Annotated in this window: 17 protein-coding genes; 10 read left to right on the top strand and 7 right to left on the bottom strand. The window is 66.5% G+C overall.

Going from position 1 to position 15,503, the window contains the following annotated elements; translation table 11 throughout:
• Positions 1 to 403 precede the first annotated feature (403 nt).
• Positions 404 to 1,717, top strand: a complete 1,314-nt coding sequence (locus ABQE44_RS22100; protein WP_448431917.1) for an IS256 family transposase — start codon at positions 404 to 406, stop codon at positions 1,715 to 1,717.
• 158 nt (positions 1,718 to 1,875) lie between these two features.
• Here the strand turns inward: ABQE44_RS22100 and ABQE44_RS22105 are convergent, their stop codons facing one another.
• Positions 1,876 to 2,379: a methylated-DNA--[protein]-cysteine S-methyltransferase gene (locus tag ABQE44_RS22105; RefSeq protein ID WP_448431996.1), complete on the bottom strand. Its 504-nt coding sequence runs from the start codon at positions 2,377 to 2,379 to the stop codon at positions 1,876 to 1,878.
• Positions 2,379 to 3,866 carry an AlkA N-terminal domain-containing protein gene (locus ABQE44_RS22110; RefSeq protein WP_448431919.1) on the bottom strand — a complete coding sequence of 496 codons (1,488 nt, stop codon included), beginning with the start codon at positions 3,864 to 3,866 and terminating at the stop codon, positions 2,379 to 2,381. The genes ABQE44_RS22105 and ABQE44_RS22110 overlap by 1 nt, the downstream gene beginning before the upstream one ends.
• 59 nt (positions 3,867 to 3,925) lie before the next feature.
• Here ABQE44_RS22110 and ABQE44_RS22115 point away from each other — a divergent pair, with 59 nt between their 5' ends.
• The gene (locus ABQE44_RS22115) at positions 3,926 to 4,069 is read left to right on the top strand and encodes a hypothetical protein (protein WP_448395538.1); all 144 of its coding nucleotides are present in this window, start codon (positions 3,926 to 3,928) and stop codon (positions 4,067 to 4,069) included.
• On the opposite strand, the gene ABQE44_RS22120 is transcribed toward ABQE44_RS22115, so the two are convergent.
• Together ABQE44_RS22120 and ABQE44_RS22125 are read right to left on the bottom strand one after the other, a co-directional pair.
• Entirely contained in the window at positions 4,053 to 4,352 is a 300-nt protein-coding gene (locus tag ABQE44_RS22120; protein ID WP_448431921.1) for a hypothetical protein, read from the bottom strand. The genes ABQE44_RS22115 and ABQE44_RS22120 overlap by 17 nt on opposite strands.
• A 12-nt stretch (positions 4,353 to 4,364) precedes the next feature.
• Positions 4,365 to 5,237: an SDR family oxidoreductase gene (locus tag ABQE44_RS22125; RefSeq protein ID WP_448431923.1), complete on the bottom strand. Its 873-nt coding sequence runs from the start codon at positions 5,235 to 5,237 to the stop codon at positions 4,365 to 4,367.
• Positions 5,238 to 5,324: 87 nt separating this feature from the next.
• On the opposite strand from ABQE44_RS22125, the gene ABQE44_RS22130 reads away from it, so the two are divergent.
• From ABQE44_RS22130 to ABQE44_RS22140, 3 genes are all read left to right on the top strand, one after another.
• Complete coding sequence (locus tag ABQE44_RS22130; RefSeq protein ID WP_448394924.1) at positions 5,325 to 6,035, top strand: TetR/AcrR family transcriptional regulator; 711 nt, start codon at positions 5,325 to 5,327, stop codon at positions 6,033 to 6,035.
• Positions 6,036 to 6,057: 22 nt separating this feature from the next.
• On the top strand, positions 6,058 to 6,777 hold the full coding sequence (locus ABQE44_RS22135; RefSeq protein WP_448394923.1) for an NUDIX hydrolase: 720 nt from the start codon (positions 6,058 to 6,060) through the stop codon (positions 6,775 to 6,777).
• 85 nt (positions 6,778 to 6,862) lie between these two features.
• The gene (locus ABQE44_RS22140; RefSeq protein ID WP_448431925.1) at positions 6,863 to 7,381 is read left to right on the top strand and encodes a hypothetical protein; all 519 of its coding nucleotides are present in this window, start codon (positions 6,863 to 6,865) and stop codon (positions 7,379 to 7,381) included.
• Between the two features lie 17 nt (positions 7,382 to 7,398).
• Here ABQE44_RS22140 and ABQE44_RS22145 read toward each other — a convergent pair whose 3' ends face one another.
• On the bottom strand, positions 7,399 to 9,210 hold the full coding sequence (locus ABQE44_RS22145; protein WP_448431927.1) for a fatty acyl-AMP ligase: 1,812 nt from the start codon (positions 9,208 to 9,210) through the stop codon (positions 7,399 to 7,401).
• A 98-nt stretch (positions 9,211 to 9,308) separates the two neighbouring features.
• Between ABQE44_RS22145 and ABQE44_RS22150 the strand changes: the two genes are divergently transcribed.
• Together ABQE44_RS22150 and glsA are read left to right on the top strand one after the other, a co-directional pair.
• Entirely contained in the window at positions 9,309 to 9,782 is a 474-nt protein-coding gene (locus ABQE44_RS22150; protein WP_448394920.1) for a nuclear transport factor 2 family protein, read from the top strand.
• A gap of 28 nt (positions 9,783 to 9,810) precedes the next feature.
• Positions 9,811 to 11,109: a glutaminase A gene (gene glsA, locus ABQE44_RS22155; RefSeq protein ID WP_448431929.1), complete on the top strand. Its 1,299-nt coding sequence runs from the start codon at positions 9,811 to 9,813 to the stop codon at positions 11,107 to 11,109.
• Here the strand turns inward: glsA and ABQE44_RS22160 are convergent.
• Positions 11,098 to 12,705: an adenylate/guanylate cyclase domain-containing protein gene (locus tag ABQE44_RS22160; RefSeq protein ID WP_448431931.1), complete on the bottom strand. Its 1,608-nt coding sequence runs from the start codon at positions 12,703 to 12,705 to the stop codon at positions 11,098 to 11,100. The two genes, glsA and ABQE44_RS22160, sit on opposite strands and share 12 nt — an antisense overlap.
• Before the next feature lie 46 nt (positions 12,706 to 12,751).
• Here ABQE44_RS22160 and nucS point away from each other — a divergent pair, with 46 nt between their 5' ends.
• Together nucS and ABQE44_RS22170 are read left to right on the top strand one after the other, a co-directional pair.
• A complete protein-coding gene (gene nucS / locus ABQE44_RS22165) occupies positions 12,752 to 13,423 on the top strand; it encodes an endonuclease NucS (RefSeq protein WP_448394917.1) in 672 nt (223 codons plus the stop codon).
• Positions 13,423 to 13,719 (top strand): Rv1322 family protein, encoded by a 297-nt coding sequence (locus ABQE44_RS22170; RefSeq protein WP_448394916.1) that lies wholly within the window; start codon positions 13,423 to 13,425, stop codon positions 13,717 to 13,719. Before nucS ends, ABQE44_RS22170 begins: the two co-directional genes overlap by 1 nt.
• On the opposite strand, the gene mce is transcribed toward ABQE44_RS22170, so the two are convergent.
• Entirely contained in the window at positions 13,716 to 14,195 is a 480-nt protein-coding gene (gene mce, locus ABQE44_RS22175) for a methylmalonyl-CoA epimerase (RefSeq protein WP_448431933.1), read from the bottom strand. The genes ABQE44_RS22170 and mce overlap by 4 nt on opposite strands.
• Positions 14,196 to 14,278: 83 nt before the next feature.
• Here mce and ABQE44_RS22180 point away from each other — a divergent pair, with 83 nt between their 5' ends.
• Complete coding sequence (locus tag ABQE44_RS22180) at positions 14,279 to 15,460, top strand: acetyl-CoA C-acetyltransferase (RefSeq protein ID WP_448431935.1); 1,182 nt, start codon at positions 14,279 to 14,281, stop codon at positions 15,458 to 15,460.
• Positions 15,461 to 15,503: the final 43 nt, after the last annotated feature.

The following is a 15,503-nucleotide window of genomic DNA, read 5'->3' on the forward strand; positions in this document are numbered from 1 at the left end:
AGCCCTGTGCCCCCCAATTCAATTGGGGGGCACAGGCATTTGTATATCTCGAGCCGAAAAAGCAGCAGACGCATATTGGGCTTCGAACCAATCAACCGCTGTCCGGGCCCCTACGCTGACCGTATGACGGCAACCGGCGGGCATAGTCCAGCGACGCCCCCCCGCGGAACGACGCTTCCACCTGAAGGCCGGCGTCGTCGTGGGCCGCGTCGACGACGACGTCATGCGGGCGCTGGGCATTCCCTACGCACAGTCAGCGAGGTTCGCTGAGCAATGATCAGAACCTGTGGATGAGCCTCGGCGAGGCGGCGTGAAAGTGGGCGCACCTTCCCGAGGATGATCTGAAAGTCGAAGTGGTTCTGATCAAGACCGGCGTTGGCGCGCTGGTTGGGAAGGTACGCCCATGCTCACGGTAGTTCACGATGCCCAGGAGGCCAACGACAACACCGGCGGTCGGTCGTTGTTGGATGAGATCGTCCGCGACGGTGCCCGGCAGATGTTGGCTGCGGCGTTGCAGGCCGAGGTCGCCGCGTATGTGGCGCAGTTCGCCGACCAGCTCGATGAGGACGGCCATCGACTGGTGGTCCGCAACGGCTATCACCAGGCCCGTGAGGTGCTGACGGCCGCCGGTGCGGTCGAGGTGAAAGCGCCGCGGGTCAACGACCGCCGTGTCGATCCCGACACTGGTGACCGCAAGCGGTTCGCCTCGGCGATTCTGCCGGCCTGGGCGCGCAAGTCCCCGCAGATGTCCGAGGTGCTGCCGCTGCTGTACCTGCACGGGGTCTCGACCAGCGATTTCGGGCCGGCATTGGAGCAGTTCCTCGGCTCCGGTGCCGGACTGTCGGCCACTACGATCAGCCGGCTCACCGCGCAATGGCAGGACGAAGCCCGGACTTTCGCCGCCCGAGACCTCTCGGGCACCGACTACGTCTACCTGTGGGTCGACGGCATCCACCTCAAGGTCCGCCTGGACCAGGAGAAGCTGTGTCTGCTGGTGATGCTCGGCGTGCGTGCTGATGGCCGCAAGGAGCTGGTGGCGATCACCGACGGCTACCGGGAGTCGGCCGAGTCGTGGGCCGATCTGCTGCGCGACTGCAAACGGCGCGGGATGACCGCCCCCGTGCTCGCTGTCGGCGATGGCGCCCTGGGGTTCTGGAAAGCGGTCCGCGAGGTGTTCCCAGCCACCAAAGAACAGCGCTGCTGGTTCCACAAGCAAGCCAATGTGCTTGCCGGACTGCCTAAATCAGCCCACCCGTCAGCGTTGGCGGCGATGAAAGAGATCTACAACGCCGAAGACATCGACAAAGCGCAAGTCGCGGTTAAAGCGTTCGAGGTCGACTTCGGCGCCAAGTACCCCAAGGTGGTCGCCAAGATCGTCGACGATCGGGACACCCTGCTGGAGTTCTATCACTACCCGGCCGAACATTGGATTCACCTGCGCACCACGAACCCGATCGAAAGCACCTTCGCCACAGTGCGTTTGAGGACCAAGGTCACCAAGGGGCCGGGATCACGGGCGGCGGGACTGGCGATGGCTTACAAGCTGATCGACGCCGCCGCGGCCCGTTGGCGGGCAGTCAACGCCCCACATCTGGTCGCCCTGGTCCGCGCCGGCGCGGGTTTCCATAAAGGCAAACTGCTCGAACGCCCCGCCGACATCACCCCGCCGACACCGCCATCAGACGATGACGAACAAGCCGGAACGGAGGTCGCCTGAAACACACCGATCCACAGGTCTTGACAATTTCTCAGGTTCGCTGCGCCCGTACTGATTTCGCGCTACGCGGCGCCGCTGGGCCGAATTCGCCCGAACGGGCACTGTGTCAGCTGCCGGCGCCGAAGATACGATCACCTTCTTGCCGGACTGACGGTGCTCTACTCGAAGAGTGCGGCCTGCGCGGGCGCGTGCGACCGCTCGAGCCCGAGCAGCAGCTTCTTGCGGTCCAGGCCGCCGCCGTATCCGGTGAGGCTGCCGTTCGCGCCGATCACCCGGTGACACGGCACGATGATGCCAATCGGATTGTGGCCGTTGGCCAACCCGACCGCACGAAACGCGCCCGGAGATCCGATCTGTCGAGCGATATCACCGTACGAACGCGTCTCCCCGTAAGGGATCGTCAGCAGCGCCTCCCATACGCGGCGCTGAAACGCGGTGCCGACCAGGTGCAGGTCCAGGTCGAAGTCCCGGCGGTCGCCGGCGAAGTACGCCTCGAGCTGGGCGACGGCCTCGGGGAAGGCCGTGTCGTCGGGTTCCCAATTGGCGCGGCTCGGCTCATAGGTCTGGTCGACCATCCGCAGGTGCATGAGTCGACCGTCCTTGCCGGCCAGCGTCAGCGGGCCGACCGGGCTGTCGACGCTGCGAAATTGCAGGGTTTCGATCACTTCTTCTCCTTCGGCGGCCAATGGTTGACCGCGTGTTCGAGGGCCGTCCATAGATGCTGCGTGGCATAGGAACGCCAGGGCCGCCACTGCGCAGCACGCTCGGTAAGCGCCCGCTGATCCGACGGTAACCCGAGTTGCTTGGCGGCGAGCCGCACACCCAGGTCGGTAACCGGAAAGGCGTCCGGGTCACCGAGTCCGCGCATGGCGATCACCTCCGCGGTCCAGTCGCCGATGCCGGGGACTGCCCGTAGCTGATCCCGCGCCCCGTTCCAGTCGGTTCCGGCGTCCAGCACCACCTCGCCGTCGGCGACGCCGCGGATCAGCGCAGTCAATGACCGTTGCCGGGCCTTGGGGAAGGCAAGGTGCGCGGGGTCGATGTCGGCAAGCTGCTCGATCGCGGGAAAGACGTGCGTCAGCCCGCCGTCGGCGTCGCCGATGGTCTGGCCATAGCCGGCGACGAGTCGTCCGGCGTGGGTGCGTGCGGCCTTGACGGAGACCTGTTGGCCCAGCACCACCCGCACCGCAAGTTCTTGTTCGTCGACGGCGCGGGGGATCCGCTGACCGGGTGCCTTCGCGACGAGCACGCTCAGATCGGGGTCGGCGCCCAGCGCGTCGACGACGGCTTCGGGGTCGGCGTCGAGGTCCAGCAGCCGTCGGCACCGGGCGATGGCGGTGGAGAGATCGCGGAAGTCGTCCAGGCTGACGCGGCACTGCACATGGTCGGGCTGCGGTGTGAGGCCGACGATTCCGTTGCCGTTGGGCAGGCGCAACGTCCGCCGGTAGGCGCCGTCGCGCACCTCCTCGACACCGGGTACCGCGCTGGCGGCCAGATGGCCGAAGACGCCTTCGTACGCGAACGGGGTGCGCACTGGCAACCGCAGCGACAGCGCCCCAGCGCCGCCCTCGGCTCGTCCGAACCGCCTACGGGCGCGCTGGCGCAACACGGTCGGCGTCGTATCGCACACCGTGCGCACGGTGTCGTTGAACTGACGGATGCTGGAGAACCCGGCGGCGAAAGCCACGTCGCTGAACGGCAATTCGGTGGTTTCGATGAGGATGCGGGCCGTCTGGGTGCGTTGGGCTCGGGCCAGCGCCAGCGGGTTGGCGCCGACCTCGGCCTGCAGAAGCCGTTCCAGTTGCCGGATGGTGTAGCCGAGGCGGCTGGCCAGCCCGGTCACACCATCGCGGTCGACGGTGCCGTCGGCGATCAACCGCATGGCGCGGGCCACCACGTCGCCGCGCACGTTCCACTCCGGTGAGCCCGGCGACGCGTCGGGGCGGCAGCGCTTACAGGGTCGGAACCCGGCGTTCTGCGCCGCGGCCGCCGTCGGGTAGAAGCGCATGTTGCGCGCATACGGTGGGCGGACGGGGCAACTCGGGCGGCAGTAGATCTTCGTGGTCAGCACGGCGGTGACGAACCAGCCGTCGAACCGGGCGTCCTTGGACTGCACGGCCCGGTAGCAGCGGTCGAAATCGTCGTACACGCCTTCAACAATTACACGCGCCCACCGACATGACTAGCGGAAAAACGACATCGTGGTCGATGGGCTTCAATCTCGTCAACCGGCACGCCGACCTGCAGCCGCCGGCACAGGAGGTGCCCAGCTATGTGCACCACGAGATGTGGGGGGTGGGGCACCAACCCGCCGTGCCCGTCGCGACCGTGAGGCTCAGCACGAAACGGTGACATAGACCGTTCGGTATCGGATTCGCTCCACCGACCCGGAGTCGCCGACGGGGTCGCGATCCGTAACATCTTGGCCCGCAGTGACACTGGTCACCGCGCATTGTGACAGCGGCGCTGCCCCGACACGGTTGACGATCACCCGTCTGCCCTCGGATTCGAGCTTTCGGATGGTGTCGGCCGCCGAGTCGGGACCCGTCGGTGCGCCGTGCGCGGTGCCCGCCATCCCGAGTATCGCTGTCGACAACGCGACCGCCGTCATCGTGGAAGCAATGAGAAATTGCATGGTGTTTCCCTCCTAGACCAGGCCGCCGTTGGCGAAAACGGTCTGGCCGTTGACCCAGCCGCCGTCACCGCTGCACAACGCGGCGATGACGTCGGCGATATCGGTTGGTTCACCGAGCCGCTGATGCGGTGTTCGTTGCGCGAAACCCGCAATCTGCTCGGCGCTCTTTCCGTCGGTGAACAAGGTCGTATTGACGACGCCCGGGGCGATGGCGTTCACCGAGACCTGTCGGCTGCCAAGCTCTTTGGCCAGCGCGGCCGCATACATGTCTTGCGCCATTTTTGTTGCCGCATACGGACCGTATGTGGCCGTACGCAATTGCGTGATGCTCGATGACAGCGTCACGATCCTGCCGCCGTCGCGCACGCGCCGCGCCGCCTCACGAAGCGTGTTGAAGCTGCCTTTTGTGTTGACCGCGAACATGCGGTCGAAGTCCGCGTCGGCCATCTGCGCCATCGAGGCGAGGTGCATGATCCCGGCGTTGGCGATCACCACGTCGACGCCATCGAAGGCTTCTTCGTGTCGGTCGAACAGGTGGCGAACTGCCAGCGGGTCGCTGACGTCGGCCTGTACCCAGATCGCCCGTCCACCGCCGGCCTCGATCTCGCGGGCGACGTCTGCGGCCAGGTGCCGGTTGACCACGCAGTTGACCGTGACGGCGTAACCGTCGCGCGCCAACCGCAGCGCGGTCGCAGCGCCGATGCCGCGTGACGAGCCCGTGACGATTACCGACTTGCCGGTTGAGGGTCGGTCCTCGCCCATGGTTGCGGCGGCGATGCCGGCGATACCGGAAGCGCCGACGCCCACTGCCGCAGTCGCTGCCAGCATCGACCGGCGGGACAGCCGACGCGGTTCGCCTTCGTCCTTGTCGCTTGTGCACTCCACCGGGCCCTCCGTTCGTTAAAGGTGATAGCAGAAGTACGATAGCGCTGATGTTATCACCAGAATGCCAACAGTGCTATCGTCGATAACATGTCGGGGGTCGCTAAGCCACAGCTCGAGCCGCGGGAGCGCATTCTGCGCGCGGCCGCCGACATCCTCGCCCGGCATGGGCGTGAGGCTGTGACCACCCGAAATGTCAGCACGGCGGCGCAGGTTCAAGCCCCCACGATCTACCGGCACTTCGGCGATATGCGCCAGCTGATCGACGATGCGGCCAGCCTCGGCATGGCCGAGTATCTCGCCGTCAAACGCCGTCAGCCGCGGACCGACGATCCCGTCGAAGACCTGCGCGGGGGCTGGGACCGCCACGTCGAGTTCGGGCTCGCCAACCCCGCGACGTACGCGGTGCTCTACGGCGATCCGCGACCAGACGCCGTACCCCGAGCGGTCGCCGAGGGCGACGCCATCCTCAAGGGGATGATGCAGCGGATCGCACAAGCCGGCCGACTGCGGGTACGCGTCGACCGCGCCGCCGATATGGTTCATTCGGCGTGCCGCGGTGTCACGCTCACGCTCGTCTCGCAGCCGCCGCAGGCTCGCGACCCCGGCCTGTCCAACGCCACCCGAGAAGCCATGCTGGCGGCCATCACGACCGACCGCCCGGACAGTCGACTCGAAGACACCCGCACGGCGGCACGCGCCATAGCGCTGAAGTCAGTACTGGAAACGGGTGATGCCAGCGTGCTGACTGAAGCCGAGACGGCGCTGCTCGTCGAGTGGCTCGACCGGCTGTCGCGATGAGCGGTTGGCTTACAGTCAAACGGTGACGATCAGCTACGACGACGGCCTGCGCGAACAGATTCGGCAACGGATGGCAGGCCACCGCCGCCGCACCGCGAGCGATCCCGCCAAGCGCCGCGCCGCGGTCGCGGTGGTTCTCGTCGACTCTGCGCTCGGCGAGGACCGGGTGGACCCGGCGCCCGTCGACGACTGGATCGACGGACGGCCGATGCCGGAGGCCGGGCTCGACGGCCGCATGGTCGACGTCTCCGGCGGTGCCGCGTTTCTGCTGTGCCGCAGGGCGTCTCGATTATCCACTCACGCCGCGCAATGGGCGCTGCCCGGCGGGCGCGTGGACCCGGGCGAGACCGTCATCGACGCCGCATTGCGCGAACTCGACGAAGAAGTGGGGGTCCGGCTGTCCGACTCTTCGGTGCTCGGCATCCTCGACGACTATCCGACCCGGTCGGGCTACATCATCACTCCGGTGGTGATCTGGGGCGGTGGACGACTCGACCTGCGCCCGGCGCCCGACGAGGTGGTGGCGGTCTACCGCGTCGGCCTGCACCAGCTTCAGCGCGGCGATTCCCCGCGGTTCGTCAGCATCCCGGAGAGTCCGCGCCCCGTCGTGCAGATACCTCTCGGCAACGACCTGATCCACGCCCCCACGGGCGCGGTGCTGCTGCAGCTGCGGTGGCTGGCCCTGGAAGGCCGCAGCGACCCCGTCGACACGCTCGAACAACCCGTCTTCGCGTGGTCATAGCCCGCAGATATCAAAGTCCTAACGATCTCGTCAATTCCGCGGGTGCGCCTCGCCCACGGGCCTCAGCCGTGGTCTGGTGGTGGCGATGTCAACACATGAGCCGTCCGCATTGTCCTTCTTGGCCGCCGCGACGGCGGGAGCCGCGCTGCTCACTTTCGGGGTACCAGTGGCGGCGGCCGCGCCCACGTCGGACAGCCGCGGCTACGTCGACTCCACCGCGCGCTGTGCCCCGCCGAGCACCGCGGTGGTCTTCGGCAGCACCGGCAGTTCGCGGGTGGCGATCTGTATGTCTACCGACGGCGATTACGAGTACCGCGGTGTGCGGGTGCGCGACGGCGCCAAGCTGATCGCGCCGGCTTCGCCTGCGGACGACGGCGGCTTCAGCGCCGACAACGACGGGATCACCTACACGGTGACCGCGGACGCCTTGACCATCACGTCCGGCACGAAGGTGATCCGGGAGGAGACCATGGTCGACGTCCATGGTTCAGCACCGTCGGGCAACCCGGGCGCCTCGCCGGCAGCGCCGAGTGCGACCGCCACGCCGACGACACCGCTGCCGCCGCCCTTACCCGCCGAGGTGGGTGGCGACAGCAGCAGCTAAGGCCTGGTGGCACAGGCTTAGCCGCGTACCCCACCGCGCAGGTACTCGTCGCGGCAGGCCCGTCGAGCCAGCTTGCCGCTGGTGGTGCGCGGGATCGAACCGGCGGGCACGAAGCGGACGTCGGCGACCGACAGGCCGTGCACATCCGCGACCGCGGCGCGGATGGCGGCGATCGCCGGCAGCGGGTCGGCGCGGCGGGTACCCGACGCACGTTCGGCGATGACCACCACGTCGTCATCGCCGACGGTGAACACCGCCACGTAACCCCGGCGCACCATCGCCGACGCCAGCGCCACCGTGTTCTCGATGTCGTGCGGATAGTGCTGGCGCGCACCGACGGTCACCAGATCCGCCATGCGGCCGGTGACGTAAAGCTCCCCGCCCAGATACACCCCGAGGTCGCCGGTGCGCATCCAAGCGGCGTCGCCCGGTGCCCCGTCGGCGTGGCTTGCCGTCGTCAGCCGCGAGCCCAGCATGGCATCGAACGTCTGCTGTGATTCCTGCGGGCGGGCCCAGTACCGTCGCGCCACGTTGTCGCCGTGCAACCAGATCTCACCGACCCGACCGTCGGCGACTTCCTCGTGGCCCTCGGGGTCGACGATCACCGCCCACTGGCTGCGCGCGACCTGACCGCAGGACACCTGCGCCAGCGCACTTTTCGCGTCGGCGGGCACCCGCACGGCGCGTCCATCGGCGAGCTGCGCGCGGTCGAGGTACACCACGGACGGCTCGGCGTCGGGCGCGATGGTCGACACGAACAGGGTGGCCTCCGCGATGCCGTAGGACGGTTTGATCGCCGTTGCAGGCAGCCCGTACGGCGTGAACGCGTCGGTGAACGTCGTGATCGCGTCCATGCTGACCGGTTCGGATCCGACGATCATCACCACGTTGCGCAGGTCGATGTCCTGGCCCGCGGCGGGCACGCCGCGCTGGGCGGTGTACTCGTAGGCGAAGTTCGGCGCGGCGGTGACCACCCGGCCGCGGCCCGACTCGTCGGACAGTGCGCGGATCCAGCGCTCGGGCCGCCGAAGAAACGCGGTGGGCGCCAGCAGCGTCGAATGGCCGCCGTAGACCGCGGGAAAGCCGATCATCGACAAACCCATGTCGTGGTAGAGCGGCAGCCAGCTGAGCCCGTGGGTGTTTCGGTCCAGCAGGTCGATCGACAGGATCATCTGGATCAGGTTTGTGCCGACCGCCCGGTGGGTGATCTCCACGCCGACCGGGGGCCGCGTCGATCCGGAGGTGTACTGCAGGTGCGCGACGTCGTCCACATCCAGATTGACCGGCGAGAACGTCTCGCCCACGGAAACGGGTACCTCGTCGACGACGATGAGTTCGGGGCGGGGCCGCAACGTGCGCTGTATCAGGAACGCCTCGATGGCGTCGGCGGCCGCGCGGGTCGTGAGAACCGCCGCGGGCCGGGCGTCGCTCAGGGCGGTGTCCAACCGTTCGGCGTGGCCCTGGAGTTCGGGGGCGAACAACGGAACCGCGATCATGCCCGCCTTGACCGCGCCGTAAAACCCGGCGACGTAATCGAGGCCCTGCGGAGCCAGGATGGCCACCCGGTCACCCCGCGAGGCGACGCGTTGTACGGCCGCACCGATCGCCCTGATACGACGTCCCAGTTCGTTCCATGTCAGCTCGATGGCCCGACCGTCTGCCGATCCCGTGTAGTCCAGGTACCGGTAGGCGACCGCGTCACCGACGTTGGCGATGTTGCGGTCGATGAGCGAAACCAGCGTGACGCCGGGCGGCAGAACGACGTTGCCCTCGGCATCCAGGCAGTCCTCGATCTGCAGCAGACCTCTATGGTCGGTGGAAGCGGCCATACCGTCGAGTCTAATTAATGTGACGCGCGGTATCACCTATCTCTACCTGGATGTGACCAAAAAGGCTCGCAAGGTGCTTTGTCAGGAAGTGAGGGATCATGACGCCAACCATGCCGCTCGTGCCGCCGTTCACCCTCGATACCGCCACCGCGAAGGTGCGTGTCGCCGAAGATCTCTGGAACACCAGGGATCCCGAACGCGTCGCCAACGGCTACACCCCCGACAGCTGGTGGCGCAACCGGTCCACCTTCGTGCAGGGGCGGGCGCAGATCGTCGACTTCCTCACCGCAAAGTGGGCAACCGAACTCGAATACCGGCTCATCAAGGAGATCTGGGCCTACGGCGACAACCGCATCGCCGTGCGGTTCGCATACGAGTACCACGACGACTCCGGCCAGTGGTTTCGCGCGTACGGCAACGAGAACTGGGAGTTCGACGCCGACGGGCTGATGAGGACACGCCACGCCAGCATCAACGACGTCGTTCTCACCGAGGCCGATCGCCTGTTTCGCTGGGACCGAAGCGGGCCGCGACCGGCCGACCACGCCGGGCTCACCGAGTTGGGCCTGTGAACCAACGCCTCGTCGTTAGGATTTTGCCATGGCGGAACTGGTGCAGGAGTACCTGGACCAAATCTGTGCCGAACACCTCCCCAACACCGAAGGGGCATTGGCCGACTACATTCCCGAGCTGACCCGCGTCAACCCCGACGCGCTTGGGCTGTCGTTGTCGCTGGCCGACGGATATGTCTATGAATGCGGCGATGCCGCAACGGAGTTCACGATCCAATCGGTGTCGAAGCCGTTCACGTACGCGCTCGCGCTCGACCGTTTTGGCCAGCAAGCGGTGGATGCGAGGATCGGCGTGGAGCCATCGGGCGAGGCGTTCAACGAGATCAGCGTCGACCGAACCACCAAGAAGCCGAAGAACCCGATGATCAACGCGGGTGCCATCGCTGCGGTTTCGCTGATCCCCGGCGTCAGCGCCGAGGACCGGTTCAACCAGATACTCGAGTTCTATTCGGAGTTCGCGGGTCGAGAGCTTTCGGTCGATCACGACGTGTACGCATCGGAGAAAGCCACTGGCAGCCGAAACCGTGCGATCGCCTACATGTTGCAGAGCTTCGGCGCCCTCGAGGGTGATCCCGACGAGATCCTCGACGTCTATTTCCGGCAGTGTGCCATCAACGTGACGAGCACCGACCTGGCCAGGATGGCGACGACGCTTGCCCGCGGCGGTGTCGAACCCCAATCGGGGCGGCGGGTGACCAACGCCGCTGTGGTCACCCGCACGCTGAGCGTGATGGTCACCTGCGGGATGTACGACGCGGCGGGTGACTGGGTGAGCGCGGTGGGTATGCCGGCCAAAAGTGGTGTGGGCGGCGGTATTACCGCCGTCCTTCCTGGTCAGCTCGGCATCGGGGTCTACTCGCCGCGGCTGGATGCCAAAGGTCACAGCGTGCGTGGCGTGGAGGTGTGCCGCAGCCTGTCCGCGAACCTGGGAATGCACTTCATGTCGGTCACCCGCGAGTCACTCTCGACGGTCCGGGCCGCCTACGACGCCCGTCCCGGCATCCGGATCTACGAACTGCACGGCGACCTGTTGTTCGCAGGAACCGAGCAGGTGCTGCGCAACATCGAGCGGGAATACGACGACTTCGACGTGGCCATCCTGGAAGTGTCACGGGTGGACGACATCGACGCCACTTCCCGGCGCATGCTTGCCGGCATGCGCGAGTTCCTCACGGCGGCAGGCAAAGAAGGTTATCTGGTCGATCCCGACGATACGTTGCGGGTGGCCGATGTTTCGGAGTCTAAAGCGCAAGTTTTCGGCACGTTCGATGATGCGTTGCGGGCCGCGGAGAAAGCCGTCGCGGCACGGCGCACGTCAGACGGGTAACGCCAGGCGGGTCGGCTCGTCGTGCCCACGCAGCGTCACGGTGTCACCGAATGTCCAATGTGCTCGCTCACTTTCGGATGCATTGGAAACGGCCGCCGACGACGCCAGCAGGTGACAGGGCTTGGTCTTGGCCAGTTCGCACAGCCGCGCCGCCTCGTTGACGGGTTCGCCGATGACGGTGTACTCGAACCGTTCTCGGGCACCGACATTGCCGGCGACCGCTTCTCCCGCCGCGATCCCGATGCCGGCGTCGAACTCGGGAGTCTCATCACCGATGCGCCGCGCGATGGCCCGACCCGCGGCCAGCGCCGCGTCTTCGGGGGAGCGCAGGTGGTTGGGCGCGCCGAAGACGGCCAATGCGCCGTCGCCCTCGAACTTGTTGACGAACCCGCGATGGCGGTCGACTTCCTCGACCACCACCGAGAAGAACCGATTGAGAAGGTCGACGACCTGGGTCGCGGGCAGTTGTGTCACCAGATGTGTGGAACCGATGATGTCGACGAAGATCACTGCAACGTGACGTTCCTCGCCGCCGAGCTTGGTGTGCTCTTTCTCGGCGGCGGCTGCGACATCTCGGCCGACGTGGCGGCCGAACAGGTCGCGCAACCGCTCCCGCTCGCGCAGCCCGTTGACCATCCGGTTGAAGCCGCGCTGCAACTCGCCGAGTTCGGTGCCGTCGAAAACCACCACTTCACAGTTCAGGTCGCCTTCTTCGACGCGATTGAGGGCCGCGCGCACTACCCGCAGCGGCGTCGCGAACAGCCACGACAGCAGCCACATCAGAAGGAAACCGAACGTCAACCCGAGAAGCGAGATGATCATCACGGCGACGGCGAACTGCGTCTCCGACAGGTTCTGCAGCACCAGCGCGAACAGCGCTGTGATCACGATGCCGATCAGCGGTACGCCCGAGCCGAGCAGCCAGACCGTCATCGTGCGGCCCATGAGTCCGCCGGTCAGCCGCCGCGGCGGCGGGGCGTACTCCAGCGCCTGCGCGGCCACCGGCCGCAACGCGAACTCCGTCGTGAGATAGCCGGCAGTGGCGACCATGACACCGGGGAACGCCAACGAGAACAGGAACCGCGGGATGAAGACCGTATCGACGATGCCGTAGAGCGTGGTGAACAGCGCCGTAGCCATACCCCACAAGGCGATCAGCGCCCACGCCACCCGCCACGGCGCCACGAACGCGTTGCGATGATCCTTGGCGGTGGGCCGGCGTTCTTCGATGGCCCACCGCAGCGCGTTGACCGTGCGCCTGGTGATCCAGAAGACGCCGACCACCAACGCTCCGACGATGTAGGCCGGCACGGCTCCGAACGACAGCCACGCCGGAGCGTCGGTGAACACACTGGGCACCGGAAACGCGACCGCCACCAACAGCGTCGACACCGCAATGCCGAGGAAGTTCCAGAACAAGACCAGCACCGTCAGGATGATCTGGATGCGCACCCGACGGCGTAGCTGGTTCTCTGTCGACTTGCCGAGCAGCCAGGACCCGTACTCCGGACCGTCGGGTAGCCGTCCGCTCTGCCGGGTGACGGCTTCGGCGATACGGCCCAGTCGGCGCGCGAGGGTACTTTTCTTGGCGTTCATCTGGCCCCACCCTAAATCGCCCCGACCGCCCCTTAATGTGGTTCGGGTGCGTCTTGTCATTGCCCAGTGCACCGTCGACTACGTTGGACGGCTCACGGCACATCTGCCGTCGGCCCGTCGCCTGCTGCTGATCAAGGCGGACGGGTCGGTGAGTGTGCACGCCGATGACCGCGCCTACAAGCCGCTGAACTGGATGACCCCGCCGTGCCGGCTGACCGAGAACCTCGATGGGCCGGTGCCGGTCTGGGTGGTGGAGAACAAGGCTGGCGAGCAGTTGCGTATCACGATCGAAGGGATCGAGCACGACTCGAGCCACGAACTCGGTGTGGACCCGGGGTTGGTGAAGGACGGGGTGGAGGCCCACCTGCAGGAACTGCTGGCCGAACACGTCGAGCTGCTGGGCCCCGGTTACACGCTGGTGCGCCGGGAATACATGACCGCGATCGGACCGGTGGACTTGTTGTGCCGTGACGAGCACGGCGGATCGGTCGCGGTGGAGATCAAACGCCGCGGCGAAATCGACGGGGTCGAACAGCTCACCCGCTACCTCGAGTTGCTCAACCGGGACACGCTGCTGGCGCCGGTGGCCGGCATCTTCGCGGCCCAACAGATCAAACCCCAGGCGCGGACACTGGCGACTGACCGCGGGATTCGCTGCGTGACTTTGGACTACGACCAGATGCGCGGTATGGACAGCAACGAGTTCCGGCTGTTCTGATGGCTCGGCACGGCAGGCCCTCGCGGCGGCGACCGGCGCCGTCGACGCCGATGCCTGTCCCGCGTCGCATCGAGATCGGCCCGGACGGATACGAATACGAAGTTCGACCGGTTCCGGCCTCGCGCGCCACCAAGACATACCGGTGCCCGGGCTGCGATCACGAAATCCAACCCGGCACACCACATTTGGTCGTTTTCCCAGCCGAGGGCGGCGGAGCGATCGAAGACCGTCGGCACTGGCACACGCCGTGCTGGACGCACCGCAATACGCGTAGCCCGACGCGGAAGTGGTCTTAGTCGGCGGCGTCGTCTGAAGCGGGCTCGACCAACTCGATGAGCACTCCGCCGGCATCCTTGGGATGGATGAAGTTGATCCGCGAATTCGCGGTGCCGCGCCGCGGTGCGTCGTAGATCAGCCGCACGCCGTCAGCGCGCAGCCGCTCGGAAAGCGCGTCGATGTCGCTGACGCGATAAGCCAACTGCTGCAGACCGGGGCCGCGCTTGTCGAGGAACTTCGCGATCGGGGAGGTCTCGTCGAGCGGAGCCATCAACTGGATCTGCGCGCTGCCGACGGGGGCACCCCGCACGGACAGCATGGCTTCACGAACGCCCTGGTCCTCGTTGATCTCTTCGTGCAGAACGATCATTCCGAGGTGGTCGTGGTACCACTTGATCGCTGCGTCCAGATCGGGCACCGCGATTCCGACATGGTCGATTGCTGTGACCAACGCGCTCGCGAGGGCCGGACGGGCATCAACCTGTTCGGTGGTCATAACGTAACGGTAACCTTGAGACAACTGGTTGCGGAATGTGTCATGGGCCACATATGTGTGTACCCATGGCTGGGAGGATTTAAATGACAACGTCGGTGATTGTTGCTGGAGCACGCACTCCGGTGGGCAAACTCATGGGTTCGCTCAAGGATTTTTCCGGCAGTGACCTCGGCGGCATCGCGATCGCCGGGGCACTGGAGAAATCCAAGCTTCCAGCCTCGGCCGTCGAGTACGTGATCATGGGACAGGTGTTGACCGCCGGTGCCGGGCAGATGCCGGCCCGCCAGGCCGCGATCGCCGCGGGTATCGGCTGGGACGTGCCCTCGCTGACCATCAACAAGATGTGTCTGTCCGGAATCGACGCGATCGCATTGGCCGATCAGTTGATCCGTGCCGGCGAGTTCGACGTGGTGGTCGCCGGGGGTCAGGAGTCGATGACGCAGGCGCCCCATTTGTTGATGAACAGCCGCTCGGGCTACAAGTACGGCGACGTCACGGTGTTGGACCACATGGCCTACGACGGCCTGCACGACGTGTTCACCGACCAGCCGATGGGCGCGCTCACCGAGCAGCGCAACGACGTCGACCAGTTCACCCGCGCCGAGCAGGATGAGTTCGCCGCGCGCTCGCACCAAAGGGCCGCTGCGGCATGGAAAGACGGCGTTTACGCCGACGAAGTCGTGCCCGTGCAGATACCGCAACGCAAGGGTGACCCGATCGAGTTCGCCGAGGACGAGGGCATCCGGGCCAATACCACTACCGAGTCGCTGGCGGGTCTCAAGCCAGCCTTCCGCAGGGACGGCACCATCACCGCCGGTTCCGCGTCGCAGATTTCCGACGGTGCGGCCGCAGTCGTGGTGATGAACAAGGACAAGGCCGTCGAGATGGGTCTGACCTGGCTGGTCGAGATCGGCGCCCACGGCGTCGTCGCAGGCCCGGACTCCTCCCTGCAGTCGCAGCCGGCCAACGCCATCAAGAAGGCCATTGCGCGCGAAGGCATCTCCGTTGATCAGCTCGATGTGATCGAGATAAACGAGGCGTTCTCCGCGGTGTCGTTGGCCTCGGCCAAGGAACTCGGCGTGGATCTGGACAAGGTCAACGTCAACGGTGGCGCGATCGCCATCGGCCATCCCATCGGGATGTCGGGGGCTCGGATCGCCCTGCATGCGGCCCTCGAGCTGGCGCGACGAGGTTCCGGCTACGGCGTGGCGGCCCTGTGCGGGGCGGGCGGCCAAGGCGACGCGCTGGTTCTGCGCGCCGGGTAGCGCCTACGACGCTGCGTAGTAATCGGTTCGGGTTTCGGGCACA

Source organism: Mycolicibacterium sp. XJ2546, assembly GCF_053483195.1.

Coding starts and splice junctions, on each gene's coding strand:
- ABQE44_RS22100 (WP_448431917.1), top strand. CDS start 404: ATGCTCACGGTAGTTCACGATGCCCAGGAGGCCAACGACAACACCGGC.
- ABQE44_RS22115 (WP_448395538.1), top strand. CDS start 3,926: ATGGGCTTCAATCTCGTCAACCGGCACGCCGACCTGCAGCCGCCGGCA.
- ABQE44_RS22120 (WP_448431921.1), bottom strand. CDS start 4,352: ATGCAATTTCTCATTGCTTCCACGATGACGGCGGTCGCGTTGTCGACA.
- ABQE44_RS22130 (WP_448394924.1), top strand. CDS start 5,325: ATGTCGGGGGTCGCTAAGCCACAGCTCGAGCCGCGGGAGCGCATTCTG.
- ABQE44_RS22140 (WP_448431925.1), top strand. CDS start 6,863: ATGTCAACACATGAGCCGTCCGCATTGTCCTTCTTGGCCGCCGCGACG.
- ABQE44_RS22145 (WP_448431927.1), bottom strand. CDS start 9,210: ATGGCCGCTTCCACCGACCATAGAGGTCTGCTGCAGATCGAGGACTGC.
- ABQE44_RS22150 (WP_448394920.1), top strand. CDS start 9,309: ATGACGCCAACCATGCCGCTCGTGCCGCCGTTCACCCTCGATACCGCC.
- glsA (WP_448431929.1), top strand. CDS start 9,811: ATGGCGGAACTGGTGCAGGAGTACCTGGACCAAATCTGTGCCGAACAC.
- ABQE44_RS22160 (WP_448431931.1), bottom strand. CDS start 12,705: ATGAACGCCAAGAAAAGTACCCTCGCGCGCCGACTGGGCCGTATCGCC.
- ABQE44_RS22170 (WP_448394916.1), top strand. CDS start 13,423: ATGGCTCGGCACGGCAGGCCCTCGCGGCGGCGACCGGCGCCGTCGACG.
- mce (WP_448431933.1), bottom strand. CDS start 14,195: ATGACCACCGAACAGGTTGATGCCCGTCCGGCCCTCGCGAGCGCGTTG.
- ABQE44_RS22180 (WP_448431935.1), top strand. CDS start 14,279: ATGACAACGTCGGTGATTGTTGCTGGAGCACGCACTCCGGTGGGCAAA.